This is a genomic window from Achromobacter sp. 413638 (assembly GCF_043119405.1).
Classification (GTDB): Bacteria; Pseudomonadota; Gammaproteobacteria; order Burkholderiales; family Burkholderiaceae_B; genus Achromobacter.
This window is the reverse complement of the sequence record NZ_JBICCO010000026.1, coordinates 1-16,507: the sequence shown is the minus strand read 5'-3', so window position 1 is coordinate 16,507 and position 16,507 is coordinate 1. Positions and strand designations below refer to the sequence as shown.

At 59.2% G+C, this 16,507-nt stretch carries 15 protein-coding genes; 1 reads left to right on the top strand and 14 read right to left on the bottom strand.

Going from position 1 to position 16,507, the window contains the following annotated elements; all coding sequences use genetic code 11:
• Nucleotides 1–4: 4 nt before the first annotated feature.
• The 13 genes from ACEU5R_RS12860 to ACEU5R_RS12800 form a co-directional block, all read right to left on the bottom strand.
• Nucleotides 5–3,334: a glycosyltransferase family 61 protein gene (locus ACEU5R_RS12860; protein WP_392410447.1), complete on the bottom strand. Its 3,330-nt coding sequence runs from the start codon at nt 3,332–3,334 to the stop codon at nt 5–7.
• Nucleotides 3,335–3,402: 68 nt separating this feature from the next.
• Complete coding sequence (locus ACEU5R_RS12855) at nt 3,403–4,146, bottom strand: ABC transporter ATP-binding protein (protein WP_103271617.1); 744 nt, start codon at nt 4,144–4,146, stop codon at nt 3,403–3,405.
• A gap of 28 nt (nt 4,147–4,174) precedes the next feature.
• The gene (locus ACEU5R_RS12850) at nt 4,175–4,975 is read right to left on the bottom strand and encodes an ABC transporter permease (RefSeq protein WP_103271616.1); all 801 of its coding nucleotides are present in this window, start codon (nt 4,973–4,975) and stop codon (nt 4,175–4,177) included.
• Between the two features lie 21 nt (nt 4,976–4,996).
• Nucleotides 4,997–6,064 (bottom strand): rhamnan synthesis F family protein, encoded by a 1,068-nt coding sequence (locus ACEU5R_RS12845; protein ID WP_392410446.1) that lies wholly within the window; start codon nt 6,062–6,064, stop codon nt 4,997–4,999.
• Entirely contained in the window at nt 6,065–7,015 is a 951-nt protein-coding gene (locus ACEU5R_RS12840; RefSeq protein ID WP_392410445.1) for an NAD-dependent epimerase/dehydratase family protein, read from the bottom strand. It abuts the gene before it with no gap.
• Complete coding sequence (locus ACEU5R_RS12835) at nt 7,012–8,355, bottom strand: glycosyltransferase family 4 protein (protein ID WP_233772633.1); 1,344 nt, start codon at nt 8,353–8,355, stop codon at nt 7,012–7,014. The genes ACEU5R_RS12840 and ACEU5R_RS12835 overlap by 4 nt, the downstream gene beginning before the upstream one ends.
• Nucleotides 8,268–9,305, bottom strand: a complete 1,038-nt coding sequence (locus ACEU5R_RS12830; protein WP_103271612.1) for a glycosyltransferase family 2 protein — start codon at nt 9,303–9,305, stop codon at nt 8,268–8,270. Before ACEU5R_RS12830 ends, ACEU5R_RS12835 begins: the two co-directional genes overlap by 88 nt.
• On the bottom strand, nt 9,298–9,843 hold the full coding sequence (gene rfbC / locus ACEU5R_RS12825; RefSeq protein WP_158658301.1) for a dTDP-4-dehydrorhamnose 3,5-epimerase: 546 nt from the start codon (nt 9,841–9,843) through the stop codon (nt 9,298–9,300). Before rfbC ends, ACEU5R_RS12830 begins: the two co-directional genes overlap by 8 nt.
• Nucleotides 9,843–10,724 carry a glucose-1-phosphate thymidylyltransferase RfbA gene (gene rfbA, locus ACEU5R_RS12820; protein ID WP_103271610.1) on the bottom strand — a complete coding sequence of 294 codons (882 nt, stop codon included), beginning with the start codon at nt 10,722–10,724 and terminating at the stop codon, nt 9,843–9,845. The genes rfbC and rfbA overlap by 1 nt, the downstream gene beginning before the upstream one ends.
• The gene (gene rfbD, locus ACEU5R_RS12815; RefSeq protein WP_103271609.1) at nt 10,721–11,617 is read right to left on the bottom strand and encodes a dTDP-4-dehydrorhamnose reductase; all 897 of its coding nucleotides are present in this window, start codon (nt 11,615–11,617) and stop codon (nt 10,721–10,723) included. Before rfbD ends, rfbA begins: the two co-directional genes overlap by 4 nt.
• Nucleotides 11,618–11,624: 7 nt before the next feature.
• Nucleotides 11,625–12,548, bottom strand: a complete 924-nt coding sequence (locus ACEU5R_RS12810) for a glycosyltransferase family 2 protein (RefSeq protein ID WP_392410444.1) — start codon at nt 12,546–12,548, stop codon at nt 11,625–11,627.
• A 158-nt stretch (nt 12,549–12,706) separates the two neighbouring features.
• A complete protein-coding gene (gene rfbB, locus ACEU5R_RS12805; RefSeq protein ID WP_103271607.1) occupies nt 12,707–13,768 on the bottom strand; it encodes a dTDP-glucose 4,6-dehydratase in 1,062 nt (353 codons plus the stop codon).
• A 192-nt stretch (nt 13,769–13,960) separates the two neighbouring features.
• The gene (locus tag ACEU5R_RS12800; RefSeq protein ID WP_103271606.1) at nt 13,961–14,521 is read right to left on the bottom strand and encodes a cob(I)yrinic acid a,c-diamide adenosyltransferase; all 561 of its coding nucleotides are present in this window, start codon (nt 14,519–14,521) and stop codon (nt 13,961–13,963) included.
• Nucleotides 14,522–14,731: 210 nt separating this feature from the next.
• Between ACEU5R_RS12800 and ACEU5R_RS12795 the strand changes: the two genes are divergently transcribed.
• A complete protein-coding gene (locus ACEU5R_RS12795; protein WP_103271605.1) occupies nt 14,732–15,037 on the top strand; it encodes a copper-binding protein in 306 nt (101 codons plus the stop codon).
• Between the two features lie 141 nt (nt 15,038–15,178).
• Here ACEU5R_RS12795 and hslU read toward each other — a convergent pair.
• On the bottom strand, nt 15,179–16,507 hold a 1,329-nt coding region (gene hslU / locus ACEU5R_RS12790; protein WP_392410443.1), incomplete at its 5' end, for an ATP-dependent protease ATPase subunit HslU.

The following is a 16,507-nucleotide window of genomic DNA, read 5'->3' as shown; positions in this document are numbered from 1 at the left end:
TGCCTTATGCGCTGGCGTCGAGCTGGGTTGGTATGTCTTGTGTGTCTTCGAGCCGAGTAAGTACGTCTTGCACATTCACCGAATAGTCGTCGTGAACGCTGTAGCGATCGTCACGGACGTAGGCGCGCGGGCCGATGACGAATTCGACTTGAGCTTGTGATACGCGGCCAAGCAATTCCCACAGATACAGCTGGTGGCTGGGATGGTCCGAGGCGAGCACGATGAGGCGGGTGCCAGGGTCCGCCCAGACGATGTTGGTTATCTGGGCTCCTGTAGGCGCAATGATGATCTCGGCGTCCCGGAAAATCTGGATCTGTGTTTCCAGGCTGAATTCGTCCGTGCGCAGGATTTCGAATCCCCGCCTGGCCAGTTCGTATTCGAGCTCGACCTGGTTGGTGAGTTTGCGGATCTTGCCGCTTCGGCCCGCGTATATTTTGCGCTTGCGTCCCGGCGCCTTGATGGGAAACCGGGCCTTGCATCGGTCAATCGCGGTTCGGATGCGCCCGACGTCGAGGAAGGACTGACGCGCGATCGGCCCGCCATTGTAGGCATCGACGACTGAAGTGACATCGGAGGGCTGATACACCGTGCGCACGGGGTACATGGTGCCCGACTCCAGGAACAGCACCGGACAGGTGCTCGTGTTCGCGTATTCAAGCAACTTCAGCATGTTTTCATGCAGCTGCCGTTCCACCAGGAAAGGCAAGTCGTCGGGCAGCCCGGCCTCATCGGCCAGGACCAGACGGGGCAACGTTTCTGCGACGAAATGGAAATAGTTGTTTGAGTATTCGTGCATCAAATTGATGCCCGTCGCGATTTCCTGATTCGGCCGCAGCGCGAAGTCGAAGAAGACTTCCTTGCGGTTGTTCCAGAAGGCCGCGCGATAGTATTTCAACGCGGCGGCAGGCTCGTCTTGATATGCGGCAACCTCATCGTGGATGATGTGGTCGCGCGCAATCATGTAGCGGGTGCCGGCTAGCAGCACCGCATGGTCCAGCTTGGCCACGTAGGCCAATCCGGGAAAACTCTTGATCCGGGTCACGCCTTCCGCCTGCTGGGCACGATCTTGCAGGACGATGGGATAAGCATCTCCGGCGGCATCCCGCAGCGATCGCAGGCCGGTCACCGGCAACCGTATTGTTGCTTGCAGGCTTTCGCGCGACGGCGCCGCCGCCGCGATGGCGTTGCGCAATTCGGTCTCGGATTGAAAATCCAGAGGTCCGGGCGCTGCGGTGCGGCCTTCAGCCATGCCAAATGCAAGGTAGTGCGCTAGCAGGCTGTCGGGCCAGTGAACCAGATCGGGGTGGCGCAGCTTGTACCATTCCGGGTTGAACGTGGGGCCTGGGGCATAGCCTGCCGATTCTCCGTGATGGAGAAAATGGGATAGCGGATCGAAACCGTACTCGAGCGCCTCCGGGTAGGTATCCAGATACCACCTGGTATTGAAGAGAGGATGAGGATCCCGGCCCTCCCTGGCTCCGTGCGTGCAGTAGTGCTTCAGCGCATTGCCATGGTCGGCGGGCACGTCGGGATAGCGTTCGGCGTACCATTTCGCGTCAAAGAGCCGGCACGGATTGCGCAGTTCGCGTGCGCCGTTGGCGACATAGTGTGCGAACGGGTTGATTCCGCTGGCGGCGACATCCGGATACGTTGCCAGATACCAAGCCGTATGAAACAGGGGATGAGGATTCAATCCTTGCGCCGTGCCGGCCAGAAGATAGTGTCCCAGCGGATTTCGGCGGGCGGCGGGATCGTCAGTGTGCGCGAGGTACCAGTTGACGTCGAACAGCTCGGCGAGTGTGCCGAGCGGATTGCCGTGATCATGACTCAGGACTGGCCCTGCCGGCAAGACGTTTGGCATGTGGCCGCTGGTGGCTGGCGTTGAAGTCGATCTTGCCGGATCGCTCGAAGGTTCTGGCGTTGGGTTCTGCTGGGGTTCCACCTCTGGCAATCGCGCGCGCATATCCTCCAGAGGTTCGTCGACCACGATGTCGGGTACGTCGTTAACGACCGGGCTGGCGGCCGGCTGGACTGGGCTGGCGGGTTCGGGGGGGGAAAGCATGCGGCCCTCATACCTGCCGAATATGAGGTAGTGCGAAAGCGCACCATAGCGCCAGTTGAGGGTGTCGGCATGCGTTTGCGCATATCGTACAGGGTCGAACTCAGGGCTGGGCAGATAGCCCAGCCTTTCCCCTTCGATCAGATAGTGAACGAGCGGGTTGAAGGCCGACTGGGTGACGCGCTGGTATCGGCTCAGATACCAGCGCGTATCGAAATAGGGATTGGGATTCAGGCCTGCGCGGGCGCCGTGGCGCAGGAAATGCACCAGCGGATTTGCACCGGCGGGAATCAGCGCGGCATATTCCGTGCAGTATTGCTGTACGTCGAAGTACTCCGACGGATCGCGGAGTTCCGAAGCGCCGTAGAGGACGTAGTGTTCAAGCGCGTTCTGTCCGGATTCGGCGACATCCGGGTAGCGGGACAGATACCATTGCGTGTGGAAAAGAGGATGAGGGTCCAGTCCTCTCTTTGCCCCTTCCGACAGGTAGTGTTCCAGCGGATCCGATTGAAGGGAAAGGTCCGGCACCTGCCGGCGATACCATGCGGCATCGAACAGGTCGAGCAGCGTGGCGGGGGGTTCAGCATGATCCGGCGAATGCGCCACGGTTTCCGTGTCGTGGTCCGTTGCCCGATGGCCGGCGCGCCCTTCGGCTTGTCCAAAAAGCAGATAGTGGGAAAAGGGACCCTGGGGCCAAAGCGCGGAGTCCGGGTAGTAACTGATGTACCAGGCCGGGTCGAATTCAGGGCTGGGCCAGAAGCCTCGGCGCTCGCCGTGGTAGATGTAGTGGCTCAACGGGTCAGTGTCGGCCGCTCCTGCTTCCGGGTGATGCTCGACGTACCACTTCGTATTGAAGTGTGGGTTGGGCTGATGGCCAGCCTGGGCGCCGTGCTGGATGAAATGCAGCAACGGATTGGTCCGGGGACTCGCTCCCAGGTAGGTTGCCGAGTACCAGGCTCCGTCGAAGTAAGCGCAGGGCGCTCGTCCTTCCTTTGCGCCATAGTTGACGTAGTGTGCAAGCGGATTGAGGCCGCTGGCCGCTACGTCGGGATTGTTGCGCAGATACCAGCGACCGTGAAACAGCGGATGTGGATCCGATTGCTCGGCAGGATCGGATGACAAATAGTGGCGTAGCGGGTCTTCTCCCTCGGCAAGCTTGGGCGCGTGCCGTGAATACCAATACGCATCGAAAATTGCGGCAATCGTCGGATCGACTCTATGGCCGATCATGGCGGCGGGCTGTCCTGGCAGCCGGCCGAGTAGGCGGGCGGCCAAGCGCTTTGCCTTGGCAAGGGGGGGCATAAAAATGAGTGTTGAGGATCGAGTAGAGCGCGCAAGTGCCGTTATTGGCCGAAGTAGGCGTCCGCGACGTCTGTCGCGTTGCCATCCATCCTGATTTTTCCATGATCCAGCCAAATGACCCGATTGCAGGTATGGCAGATCAAACTCTTCGAGTGACTCGCAAGGACCAATATGTTAGTAGATGCGACTAGGTTGTTCAAGCGAGCTTCGGCCTTGTGTTTGAAGCTCTCGTCGCCTACCGACAGCCATTCATCCATCAACAGGATTTCGGGGCGAATCACGGTTGAAACAGAGAAGGCCAAACGCAGATGCATGCCGGCGGAATACGTGCGCAAGGGCATGTCGATAAAAGCGCCAAGCTCCGAGAAATCAATGATTTCATCGATATGCTGCTTGATCTGTGCACGGGATAGGCCCAGCAGCGACCCTCGCAGAAAAATATTCTCACGCCCCGATGATTCTGCGTCGATTCCGAAGCCGATGTCGATCAAGGAACCGATTTCGCCTACGGTTCTTGCCGAGCCACTCGACGGCGAATAGACGCCACTGAGCAGGCGAAGCAGTGTGCTCTTTCCTGCACCGTTATGACCAAGCAGACCGATGCGGTCTCCATCCTTGAAGTGGAAGGACAGATTTTCCAGCGCTCGCACGGTGATGCGGCCATTCTCGTCCGCACTGATCTGCCCGCCCGTCGCAACCTGAAAAATACGCTTCTTGATGGACCTGGAACTCGCGCTGTAGATGGGAAAGTCGACACAGACACGGTCGAATTCGATTGAAGCCATGGATTTCTATAACTGCAATGAGTGAGCGTCAAAGCCAGTAGGCGATACGACGACGGTACCGCCCATAGAGGGCGAGAGTCAGAGTCCAGCCGAATACGGCCAGGCCGCATGCTGCCAGCCAATTCTGGGTGCTGGGAAGTTGGCCCAGCAAAGGCGCGCGGACGATTTCGATCAAATGGAAGAATGGATTGAACGTGAGCATGTACATGCCAGCGCGCTCCGGCAGCAGGTTTGGCAGCCACATGATAGGCGTCAGATAGAAGACGACCTGCATCAAGCTTGCAATGATCTGCGGGATGTCACGATACCTGGCGCACACCACGCCCAGTGCCGTCGATAGCCAGGTCAGGTTCAACAGCAGCAGGAGGAAGCCGGGCAGGGCCAGCCAGATGGTCTCTGTGACGGGCCTGTCCATCACGAACAGCACGATCGGGAAGATCGCAAAGTTGTGCGCGAGGATGATCACGTTACGCCAGATTGGTCGCAGGACATGGACGATCAGAGGGATGGGCAATTGCTTGATGATCGCATCGGCCTGGATGAAATTGGTGCAGCCCTCGGTCAATGCAGTCGAAATGAACCCCCAAAGGATAAGTCCGACGGCGAGGAACGGCAGATATTCCTCGGTGGGTGCTTTGAAAATCTGTCCAAAAACCAGACCGATGGTACCTATCATGACTCCCATGCTGATGGTCAGCCAGAATGGTCCGAGCATGGAGCGTCGATAGCGTTGACGGACGTCCTGCCATCCCAGGGTGGCGACCAGGGGCAGACGCTTCATGCCGGCGCTGATGTCGCTCAGGGCGTTGGCAAATAGGCGGATGAACATAAGCCAGATGAGTAGTGTGGTTCAGTGAAAGGACGCCGTCGGCTGCAGCAACGGACGATGCACCAATTGCAAAGATGGTGCAATGTCATTGGGCCGGTTGATCGGCAGCAGTGTATGCGGTAATGGGTAGAGATCGCGACGGGACACCTTGGCCCAGGTATAGCCTTGAGCCTCCACGGCGTACAGAAAGGCGCGCTCCATGGCGTGTGCAAGCGTGCCGTCTATCTGGCCTGCCTCGTCGTCAAAATCCGAGAATTGCAGATCGAGTTCCAGCAGTTTTCGCAAGGCATCCGTCCGGCACCAGAACATCGAGCCAGTGGGGCACTCAAGATAGATCCCTTCATGGATCCCGGTTCCTGTGCGTGCCAGCAGGTCGCGGCAGCGTTGATAGTTGGCGCCCCACGCAAAGATCGGCCTGAGATAGAACAGATGCTGCGGAAACACCATGCCGACGGTGCCCGATTGCAACAGGGCCAGATTGGAGGCCACGATGAGGGGCGAGCCGAGCAGGTGTTCATATAGATAGTGCCGCCAGCCCTCTAGCGGCGAACCGCCGTGAGGGGATTTCTTCGTGTGCAGGCTCAAGGCTATATCGTAGCGGTCATAGACATCTCGAAAGCCCACCAGCTTGGGAGCGATGTCGCGCCCGCGGTTTTCGAAGACTCGTACTTCCAGCGCGCCCTTGGTGAAACCCGTGAAATGGTCTTCGATCTCCCTGCGCTTGGTGTCCGATGTGGTCGAAACGAATACGTCGATTCCGCCGGGCACGTTCTCCAGGTACTTGATGATTTCCGCGCACAGGTCGGGATAAAAAACGTGGATGATGGCGCACAGCCGCTGAGACTTGATATGCGGTGAATAGTTGAATGGCACCTCTATCGCCAGGTCATCGGCATCGTCCGGCCGGTTGCGGCCAGGTGGCAGGCTGGGGAGAGGGGGCGGGCGGAGCCCCGCACGCAAGCCGGCGATGCCATTGGTCCGGAATGCTCGAATGGCCTTTCGCAGCGCAGCCCATATTCCCCCATGATGTTGCGAGAGCGTGCGCAGGCGGCGGAGAGCGGCGCGAGGTTTCAGGATAGGAGCCATCATTCAGGAATGGTGCTTGATGAGGTGTCGATTGCTGATCCACGCCCACGTCTGCCTGATGCCTTCCGGAAAAGGCGTCTTCGCGTGCCAGCCTAGCTCCTGCGCGGCGAGCGACGTGTCCAGAACACTGCATGGAACATCCATGTCGCGTTTGGGCAGGAACTCCACGGCAAGCGAGCGTCCGGATACCGACTCGATGGCTTGGATGATGTCCAGCAGGCTGCGGCCATGGCCTGCCCCGACGTTGAACACACGGGATGTCCCTTCGTGCTTGACTGCCTGGATCAGCGCATCGATGACGTCGTCGGCGTAGATATAGTCCCGGACGACAGAGCCATCCCCCCAGATTTGAAGCGGCGCGTCGTCCAGGCAGCGTTGCATGAAGGCGGCGATGGCGCCTTGACTCTTGATTGCCGTCTGGTAGGGACCAAAGGGGTTGGCCACCCGGAGTACACGATACTCGATGCCATGCAGGTACTCATAGAGCGCCAGGTATTTTTCGATCGACAATTTGGAAATGCCATACGCGGTAATCGGCATGGTGGGTGCGGATTCCGGCGTGGGTACCTGCTTGGGCAGACCGTAGATCGTGCCGCCCGACGAAATGAAGATAATGCGCTTGATGCCCAGGTCACGGCACGCATCCAGTAATCCCAGCGTCGAGGCGACGTTGGATTGCAAATCGGCGATCTTGTCCTGGTTGGCACTGGCCGGCGTCGTGGCGTTGGCGAGGTGAAAAACGGTGTCACACCCGCGAATGGCTTCTTTGACGTGTTGAATGTCGGCGAAGTCGCCCGTCAGCCATTCGATGCCACGCAACGCGTCGGGGAAGGACTGGCGGCGCCCGAACGCGCGCAGCGCGGCTGTTTGGCCACGCAGGCGCTGGCAGAGCGTCGTACCCAGGAATCCGCCCGCGCCTAGCACGGCGCAGCGAGTGTCTTTCAATGCGCTCACGCAAGGGACTCCTGTCCGGCGGACGGTTCCGATGCGGCATCCAAGGTTTGGAGTACCTTGCCCATTTTCATGCCTTCCGCCGCCCAATCGGTCGCCGCACTGGCTTTCAATCCTGCTGCGCGCAAGCGTTGTGCTTCCTGTGGATTCTCCAGGACAGTGCAGATCGCATTGGCCAGGGCCAGGACGGTAGGACGTTCAAGCAGGGCGATTTCGTCAGAGAGCAGCCACTCGGTACAAGGCGCGCGGTTGCTGACCACGGGAACGCCGCAAGCCATGAGCTCGAGCGGCAGCAACGACAGATTGGAGAAGGACAGGACCAGGCCGACATCGCATTGCGCGTACAGGGCCGGCAGATCTGCCAGATCGACGATGCCTGGATTGGTATGTTTGAACGGGATTTCATAGCCGCTCAGGTCCGCACCGGCAAGCACTGCGATGGCGTCAGGGTGGCGCTTGGCGACTTCGGCGAGTACCAACACGCCCAGTTCAAACGAGCGCCGGGCGGTATTTGGACGCGCGTAGAAGAAGATGTTCTTTGTTTCAGGGTTCTTTCTTGGGAGGACGCGATAGAGTTCCCGGTCATAGGAGAAGCTCACGGCGTGCGTGGTCATGCCGAAGTCTCTATGCAGCATGTCGGCCAGCCACGTGCCGGCCGTGATCCCGGTGAATCCGAATCGGTAGGTTTCTTCCGCGAAGGTTGCCAGTGAGCCCGCGGGGAAGAACCAGGGCTCATAGTCTTGCACAAAGTAGCATTTATGCCGCGTCGTTTGAAAGTTGCGGACATCGTATGCGGTGTGCCACGCGGTAGCGATCGAAATGTGGGCGGTCGGCGCGCTGTCGGAACCGATATAGGCCTTGGCTTTCAGCGGGAAAAACCAATCGGCGATTTCCCGTTCGACTTCCCTGGGATCGAGTGTCGGCGGTCCGCCGGAAATGATGATTCGACAGTCGAATCCCTGATGTTCAAGATTGCGGATGAAACGGAAAATATTCAAATGTCCGCCAGAGCCGCGGCCGACCTGGGGAATGAACCAGTTCACGGTGTTGGGAGACGCCATGCCGGGGCGATACGGTGCCCCGACGGGATGTTCCACCACGAAGCCGTAGGCGCGGACAATTTCCGCCTTGGCGAACACCGGGCTGCCCATCAGGGCCTGGCTGTTGAACTCTTGCCGGATGCGCTGGCGCAACGCCTTGAGACCGTGAGTGCGGCCATAGCGCCACGCTGCTCGCGCCTTGTGCAATATATGTTTCATGGTTGCGTTTTTCTTGTTCGCCAGCCGGATGTTGGCAATCCATGCATCATGCGCCGGTCCCGAGAAAGCCAATTGCGCACGCACTCCGGTAATCGTTGGGCGCGTGAGCCGAGGTAGTGCCCGATTGCTCGCATCAGGTTGTGGAGCGGCATCTTGGCCACAGTACCGAAATGGCTGCGACGAAAGCCGGCGACACGCGCATAGACGAGATCGTTGTGTGTCGACCCCAGCCAGGTGCGCAGCATGTGCTTGGCGCTTGGTGACAAGACATAGCCGAACAAACGATACAGCGCATGCGATTCGTCGAAACTGCGCTGCAGTTTTTCGAACAAGGCGAAATCGTGCGAATGGTAGACCAGGCCATCATGCGCATAGCCCTTTTTCCATCCGGCTTCGATGATTTGCTGGGCCCAGATCTGATCCTCGGCAAAATCGACATCGGGATAGGGAATCTGTTCCCACACGGATCGACGCACCAGCGCGTTGTTGTCCGAGAAGAAGTGCAGGCGCTGGCGGTAGGGCTCGTCACGGTCATAGCGGGCCTTGTCGTCGAGCCAGACCACGGGCTGTCCGGCAAAATTGCCAAAGTGCCCGTCCAGATCGCGTTTGGTGTAGGGGCTGGCCTCCGGGTACGCACAATGGCGCCCGAACACGCCGGCGATTCGGGGGTCTGAATCGGCCAGGGCCACCATGGCAGCAAGCCAATGCAGATTGTACGGGAGTGCATCATGAGTGATGAGCACTGCGTATTCGCCGGTGGTTTGCGAAACGGCCAAATTGCGCGTCTTGCCGTGGCCAAATTCGGACGGCGAAATTTCCATGAGACGCAAGCGTTGATCCTCAACGCCGCGCACAAATTCGACCGTGCCGTCCTTAGAACCCGAATCGATGACCAGGACGTCGAAGCTGAAGCCGGTTTCCTGCGAGAGCACTGCAGGCAGAACGCGGCGAAAGATCTCCCCCGGATTCTTGGTGGGTATGATGACGGACGCCTTGACCGCAGTCGGCGTCGCGCCAGACTTGAAACTAGTCATATACGCAGGCATTGGCGAATCGCTGGCCTTGCAGGTCCTTTTGGGACAACTGCGGTACAAAATCGATGGGCCAGCGGATGTTCAGGTCGGGATCGTTCCAGAGAATGCAACGTTCGTGTTCCGGCGCATAGTAGTCCGTGGTTTTATATAGAAATTCCGCTGTTTCACTGAGTACGATGAAACCGTGCGCGAAGCCGGCAGGCACCCATAGCTGATGCTTGTTGGTTTCGTTCAGTTCGGCACCTACCCATTTCCCAAAGTTCGGAGAAGATCGGCGCAGGTCGACTGCCACGTCGAATACGCGCCCTTGCACGACGCGGACGAGCTTGCCCTGAGCCTGCTGTATCTGGTAGTGCAGGCCGCGCAGAACGCCTTTGGTGGATTTCGAGTGGTTGTCCTGGACGAATTCGCAGTCCACGCCAATGGTGGAGCGGAAATCCCGGTCGTTGTAACTTTCGAAGAAGAAGCCGCGATCGTCACCAAACACGCGAGGTTCTATCAGGAGAACTTCCGGTAGTTCGAGTTTGGTGACTTTCATCAATAGACCTTTTCGATCAATAGCCGCTGCAAATACTGACCGTAGCCGTTCTTGGATAGAGGGGCTGCCAGCGACTCCAGCTCTGCCTCGCCAATCCACCCCTGACGGAAGGCAATTTCTTCCGGACATGCCACTTTCAGCCCCTGCCGTTTTTCAAGCGTCGCGATGAATTGGCCCGCTTCCAGCAATGAAGCGTGGGTTCCGGTGTCGAGCCAGGCATAGCCGCGGCCCATGATCTCCACGGACAAGCTGCCGCGCGCCAGATAGGCGCGGTTGACATCGGTGATTTCCAGCTCGCCGCGCGCGGAGGGCTTTATGCTCTTGGCGATATCGATAACCTGTTGATCATAGAAGTACAGACCAGTCACTGCGTAGTTTGATTTCGGAGACTGGGGCTTTTCTTCAAGCGACAGTACCTTGCCATCCCCGTCGAATTCCGCGACGCCATAGCGTTCAGGATCGTGTACATGGTAGGCAAAAATGCTGGCGCCGTTGGGACGTTGATTGGCGGCATTCAGCAACAGGTGGAAATCATGTCCGTAGAAAATGTTGTCGCCAAGGACCAAGGCCGACAGATCATTGCCTATGAACTGCTCGCCGATGAGAAACGCCTGGGCCAGACCGTCGGGCGATTCCTGCACGGCATACTGAAGGTTGAGGCCCCACTTTTTGCCATCGCCGAGTAGTTGTTCAAATCGCGGCGTGTCCTGGGGCGTGGAGATAATAAGAATGTCCTGGATGCCGGCCAGCATCAGCGTGCTAAGCGGGTAATAGATCATCGGCTTGTCGAAGACGGGCAGCAATTGTTTGCTGATGGCAAGCGTTGCTGGATGCAGGCGGGTGCCGGAGCCGCCTGCCAGGATGATGCCTTTGCGTTTCACGAGTGCTGTTCCAGATGCGTCAGTTGATCAATAGTTCGGTTGGCGTGTACTGCCCAATGCGGTAGTTGGATTCGCAGGCTTTCAGCCAGTTTCCGGGTATGCAGGCGGGAATTGGCCGGGCGCCGCGCCGGAGTCGGATAGTCCGCCGTCGGGATGGGCTGAACCTCGTCGGCGGTCAGTTTCAGGATGGCGCCGTTCGTGCTCGCCCGATCAATGATGTGCCGAGCGAAATCGTGCCAACTCGTTTCGCCACTGGCAGTGAGATGGTACAGGCCAGTTGCCAAAGTGCCGGAGCGGTATGCCGAGACGGCGAGAGCAGTGACATCCGCGATCATTTCAGCGGAAGTGGGCGCACCATGCTGATCGTCGACAACTCTCAATGTATCGCGTTCGGCGGCCACTCTAAGTATGGTGCTCAGGAAATTCCGCCCATATCGGGAATATACCCAACTGGTCCGGAATACTAGCGCATTGCATCCCTCGTCAAGAATCGCCTGTTCCCCAGACAGTTTCGAACGGCCGTAGGCATTAATGGGGGTAGTGAGATCCTGTTCGGAATAGGGAGTGGCCGAACGACCGTCAAACACATAGTCGGTGGAATAATGAATGAGCAGGCTGCCAGTACGCCGGGCGTACCGGGCCATGGCGCCGACCGCGTGCGCATTCACAACGTAAGCAGCGTTCTCGTGCTGTTCAGCCTCATCGACATTGGTATAGGCTGCCGCGTTGACGATCAAGCTTGGAGAATGCCTGGACAAAATGTTGCCTATGGCCTCCTGATCTTGCAAGTCGCAGTCGGCGCGGTTCAGCGCGATGAGTTCTCCAAAGGAGAGAAGGGCGCGTTGAAGTTCACGGCCGACCTGGCCATCCTTGCCAAAAAGAACTGATCGCATCTTGGCCTCAAATTCTGTTGAACAGGGCTGCGGCGGCCAAGCCGATATTGCCCATTACGGTCTGGCGGCAGATGCCTGATCCCAAAACTCCCCATACGCGTGGAAAAAACGAGCGATTGCGGGCTTGGGAAAAGCAATTCAATTTGGCACGGTTTTCAGGCGGCATCATGGATTGATGTGGCATGAGCGCCTCAATGTGAGTGTCGTTCCACGCTTTGAGATGCCCCTTCAGGAGCATGTTCAGGCGATACAGGCGCGCCCTCGCGCTCTTGTTTGCGCCGATCAGATTGCCGCCATGTTGTCGGTAGAGAATGGATGGGCAGCCGTCATAGTGGACGTGGCCGCCGCAGGCGCTGACCAGCAGGTAGGTCCACCAATCGTGGGCGACGATCTGAGTGTGTGGACCGGTTTTTACAAGCAGGTCTCTGGCGGCCCTGTTGAACGCCATGGTGTTGCCGCCACCTACGTTCTGGGCTAGCGCGTTCGCAAAACAAGGCTGACGTTTGAAGAGCGGGGAGTATCCGAGGGAGTTGCCGTGTTCGTCGATCAGCTGCGTCCGAGAGCAATATAGGGCAGGTACATCGTCAGGTATGCTCGCCAGCCATCGTGCCGCGCGGTCAATTTTCGCAGGCTTCCAGATATCATCTTGATCAGAAAAGAAATAGATATCCGCGTCGATTGAAGGGTTGCAGGCCAGAGACAGGAAGTTCGCGGCAAAACCCTTTTGAGGGCCTCGCCATATGGACATGCGCGCCGGACCCCATTTCTGGCGGTATTGTTCCAGTATTGCTCTTGTACCGGATCCCCGGCTGTCGTCAGACGCGTGGACTATCCAATTTGAGTAGGTTTGGGAATCAAACGAGTCCAGTTGTGCCGGCAGATAACTTTCGCCATCATATGTGCACAAGAGAATCGCTGCTGTTCGGCTCACACGGCACCTTTCTTAATCATGTAGCTGCGTAACGGCAAACAGCAATCTTGAAGAATTAAAATGGACGGCATTGGATCTGGAGTGCTGCAGGTTCTTCGCCTTTGTCCTGATGCTCTGATATTGATGGTTCTGAAAAAGGCACGCTGAATTCGCGGGAGTCAGGCGGAATACTGTTTGGAAATCCACTCTCGATAAGTCCCATTGATGATTCGTTCCACCCAGTTCTGATTGGACAGATACCACAGTACCGTTTTGCGAATACCCGTTTCAAAAGTCTCGGCCGGCCTCCATCCCAACTCGCGTTCCAGACGGGATGCGTCAATTGCATATCTCTGGTCATGACCCGGGCGGTCTTTTACGAAAGTGATCTGTTGGCGGTACGACTGCCCGTCCTTTCGGGGGCTGAGTTCATCAAGCAACGTGCAAAGCGTGTGAACGACCTCAAGGTTGGTTTTTTCGTTCCAGCCGCCGATGTTGTACGTCTCTCCTGGTCGCCCATCTTCGAGGACCCGACGGATCGCACTGCAATGATCTTTGACGTATAGCCAATCCCGGATCTGTTGGCCATTGCCATAGATCGGCAATGGCTTGTCAGCGAGCGCGTTGTGAATGACCAGAGGGATCAGTTTCTCGGGGAAATGATACGGGCCATAGTTATTCGAGCAGTTGGTTGTAAGTACCGGCAGGCCATACGTATGGTGGTATGCGCGCACAAGGTGGTCGCTGGCGGCCTTGCTGGCGGAGTAAGGGCTGTTGGGCTGGTACTGATGTGCTTCCGTAAACGCCGGCTCGTCTTGTCTTAGCGAGCCATAGACCTCGTCCGTTGAAACGTGCAGGAATCGGAATGCACCACGGGCTGCGCCCGTCAGCCTTCCCCAGTATGCGCGGACAGCTTCCAGCAGCTGGAACGTGCCGACGATGTTCGTTTGAATGAATTCGCCAGGCCCGTGTATGGAGCGATCGACATGGGATTCGGCTGCGAAATTGAGAATGGCCCGGGGAGCATGCTCTGCCAGCAGGCGGCTGACCAATTCAGCGTCACCAATATCCCCCTGCACCAGTTGATGCGCGGGGTCGTTCCTCACCGTAGCGAAATTCTCCGGGTTGCCGGCGTAAGTGAGCTTGTCCAGGATGATGACGGGCTCTCGACTTGCTTGCAGCCAGTCCAACACGAAGTTGGAACCGATGAAACCGGCCCCACCAGTAACAATGATACTCATTCTTGTATGACCCTTGAGCAGCCTGCCGGCATTCAGCCCTGTTTCCCAGTATTCTGTAATTATGCCGCAATCATGGCGTGAGTTTTTTTCCAGAGATTGCAGGTGGCGTCGTCACATGTAAGCGTCTGTCTTCGCGACTCAGAAGAGCATGGCCATGGTGTGTGTGCCTTGTGGCGCTGGCGAGGCGCGTATTTAGGGCTTCTGCCGGGAATGCGCGCTGGCCCAGAATACGTCGGACCGACCTTGCGCGTGGTTGACATGTCTTGCCAGCACGAACATCAGGTCCGACAGCCGGTTCAGATACTGCCGCACCGGCGGATGGATGGCCTCTTCGTGCGCCAGAGTCGCCACCGCGCGTTCGGCGCGGCGGCAAACCGTGCGCGCCACATGCGCCTGGGCTGAGGCACGGGAGCCGCCTGGCAGGATGAACTCGCGCAAGTGCGGAAGCTGCGCGTTGTAGTGCTTCAGCCGTTCGTCCAGCCACAGGATTTGTGCCGGTGTCACTGCCGCATGACCCGGTATGCACAGCTCCGCGCCCATGTCGAACAGATCATGCTGGATCGCCAGCAGATCCTTGGCCACGTCTTCCGGCAGCGTTTCGGTCAGCAGCAGGCCGATGGCGCTGTTCAGCTCATCCACGTCGCCCAACGCCGCGATGCGCGGCGCATCCTTGGCGCAGCGGGAACCGTCCCCCAGTCCGGTGGTGCCGTCGTCCCCGGTGCGGGTGGCGATGACGGATAGGCGGTTGGCCATGGCGGCTCCTGTAGTCGGTGACGAAGCGTTAGGGAATCGACGGCTTGGTAAGCCCGCGCCGGGTTCGCCGGGGCGCGCCGCAAACAAACGTCGGAATTGTTGCGTAATCGGTGGGGAACTGTTGCGTGCGGGCGCTATCCTAGCATTGTGGAAAGCGCGTTCGCGGCCTCGGTCCGGCGCAGGCTTTCGTTGCTACAGGAGGATGAGTCCATGGCTTTCAACCGCAGATACGCCACCCCCATGGCGATCGCCACCGCGATGGCGGTCGTGTCCCTGGCCACGCCGCTGGCCTTTGCCCAGCAGGCCGACGCCAGCGGCGAGGTGCGCCGCGTCGATCCGGCCGCCGGCAAGGTGACCATCAAGCACGACGCGATCAAGGCGCTGGACCTGCCGGCCATGACGCTGGTGTACGAGGCCGATCCGGCGCTGCTGGCCAAGATCAAGGCCGGCGACAAGGTGAAGTTCACCGCCGAGCGCAAGGATGGCAAGTATGTGGTGACGGCGATCAGTAATTGAGCGGGGCCAGGCCCGCTTGTGGGCGACCCTTCGCCAACAGAGCTATCAAACAGAACTCGCAAGCAGAAAAAAGCCCGCCGCTAGCGATCGCGGCGGGCTTTTCGTTGAACGGCTGGGGAACGGCCTGGGCCGCTCCCGGCCTTACAGCACGTAGCGCGCCAGATCCTGGCTGCTGGCCGCTTCGGCCAGTTGCGCGTTGACGTAGGCGGCGTCGATCTTCACCGTCTTGTCGCTGGTGGAGGTGGCATCGAACGACAGCTCGTCCAGCAGCTTCTCCATCACCGTGTACAGGCGGCGGGCGCCGATGTTCTCGGTGGTTTCGTTGACGTCGTAGGCCAGCTCGGCCAGGCGGCGCACGCCTTCCTCGGTGAACTCCAGCTCCAGGCCCTCGGTGGCCATCAGCGCGGTGTACTGCTTGGTCAGCGAGGCGTCGGTGGACGACAGGATGCGCACGAAATCCTCGGCCGACAGCGAATCCAGCTCGACGCGGATCGGGAAGCGGCCCTGCAGCTCGGGGATCAGGTCGGACGGGCGCGACAGGTGGAAGGCGCCCGAGGCGATGAACAGGATGTGGTCGGTGCGGACCATGCCGTAGCGGGTGTTCACCGTGGTGCCTTCGACCAGCGGCAGCAGGTCGCGCTGCACGCCCTGGCGCGACACGTCGGCGCCGCCGGTTTCCTGGCGGGCGGCGATCTTGTCGATCTCGTCCAGGAAGACGATGCCGTTCTGTTCGACATTGTTGATGGCGGCGGTGCGCAGGTCTTCCTCGTTGATGCGCTTGGCGGCTTCCTCGTCGACGATCAGCTTGAAGGCGTCGCGCACCTTCATCTTCTTGGGCTTGGTCTTGTCGCGGGCCAGGCCGGCGAACATGCCGCGCAGCTGCTCGGCCATTTCTTCCATGCCGGGAGGCGTCATCACGTCCATCTGCGGCGCGGCCTGGGCCACTTCGATCTCGATTTCCAGGTCGTCGATCTTGCCTTCGCGCAGGCGCTTGCGGAAAGTCTGGCGGGCGCTGTTGTCCTCGCCGCGCTCGGGCTCGCCCGACACGCCGCGGGCCGGCGGCACCAGCGCGTCCAGGATGCGGTCTTCGGCGGCGTCCTCGGCCTGGGTGCGCACGCGGCGCATTTCCAGCTCGCGGGTCTGCTTGATCGAGTACTCGGTCAGATCGCGGATGATGGTGTCGACGTCGCGGCCAACGTAGCCCACTTCCGTGAACTTGGTGGCCTCGATCTTGATGAAGGGCGCGTTGGCCAGCTTGGCCAGGCGGCGCGCGATCTCGGTCTTGCCCACACCGGTGGGGCCGATCATCAGGATGTTCTTGGGGTGGATCTCGTGGCGCAGCGGCTCGGCTACCTGCTGGCGGCGCCAGCGGTTGCGCAGCGCGACGGCGACGGCGCGCTTGGCGCGATCCTGGCCGACGATGTATTTGTCGAGTTCGGAGACGATTTCTCCGGGCGTCATGTTGGATGC

What these genes read in the sequence shown, in the direction of transcription:
- ACEU5R_RS12830 (WP_103271612.1), bottom strand. Translation starts at nt 9,305, where the DNA reads ATGACTAGTTTCAAGTCTGGCGCGACGCCGACTGCGGTCAAGGCGTCC.
- ACEU5R_RS12845 (WP_392410446.1), bottom strand. Translation starts at nt 6,064, where the DNA reads ATGATGGCTCCTATCCTGAAACCTCGCGCCGCTCTCCGCCGCCTGCGC.
- ACEU5R_RS12850 (WP_103271616.1), bottom strand. Translation starts at nt 4,975, where the DNA reads ATGTTCATCCGCCTATTTGCCAACGCCCTGAGCGACATCAGCGCCGGC.
- rfbB (WP_103271607.1), bottom strand. Translation starts at nt 13,768, where the DNA reads ATGAGTATCATTGTTACTGGTGGGGCCGGTTTCATCGGTTCCAACTTC.
- ACEU5R_RS12855 (WP_103271617.1), bottom strand. Translation starts at nt 4,146, where the DNA reads ATGGCTTCAATCGAATTCGACCGTGTCTGTGTCGACTTTCCCATCTAC.
- ACEU5R_RS12795 (WP_103271605.1), top strand. Translation starts at nt 14,732, where the DNA reads ATGGCTTTCAACCGCAGATACGCCACCCCCATGGCGATCGCCACCGCG.
- ACEU5R_RS12800 (WP_103271606.1), bottom strand. Translation starts at nt 14,521, where the DNA reads ATGGCCAACCGCCTATCCGTCATCGCCACCCGCACCGGGGACGACGGC.
- rfbC (WP_158658301.1), bottom strand. Translation starts at nt 9,843, where the DNA reads ATGAAAGTCACCAAACTCGAACTACCGGAAGTTCTCCTGATAGAACCT.
- rfbD (WP_103271609.1), bottom strand. Translation starts at nt 11,617, where the DNA reads ATGCGATCAGTTCTTTTTGGCAAGGATGGCCAGGTCGGCCGTGAACTT.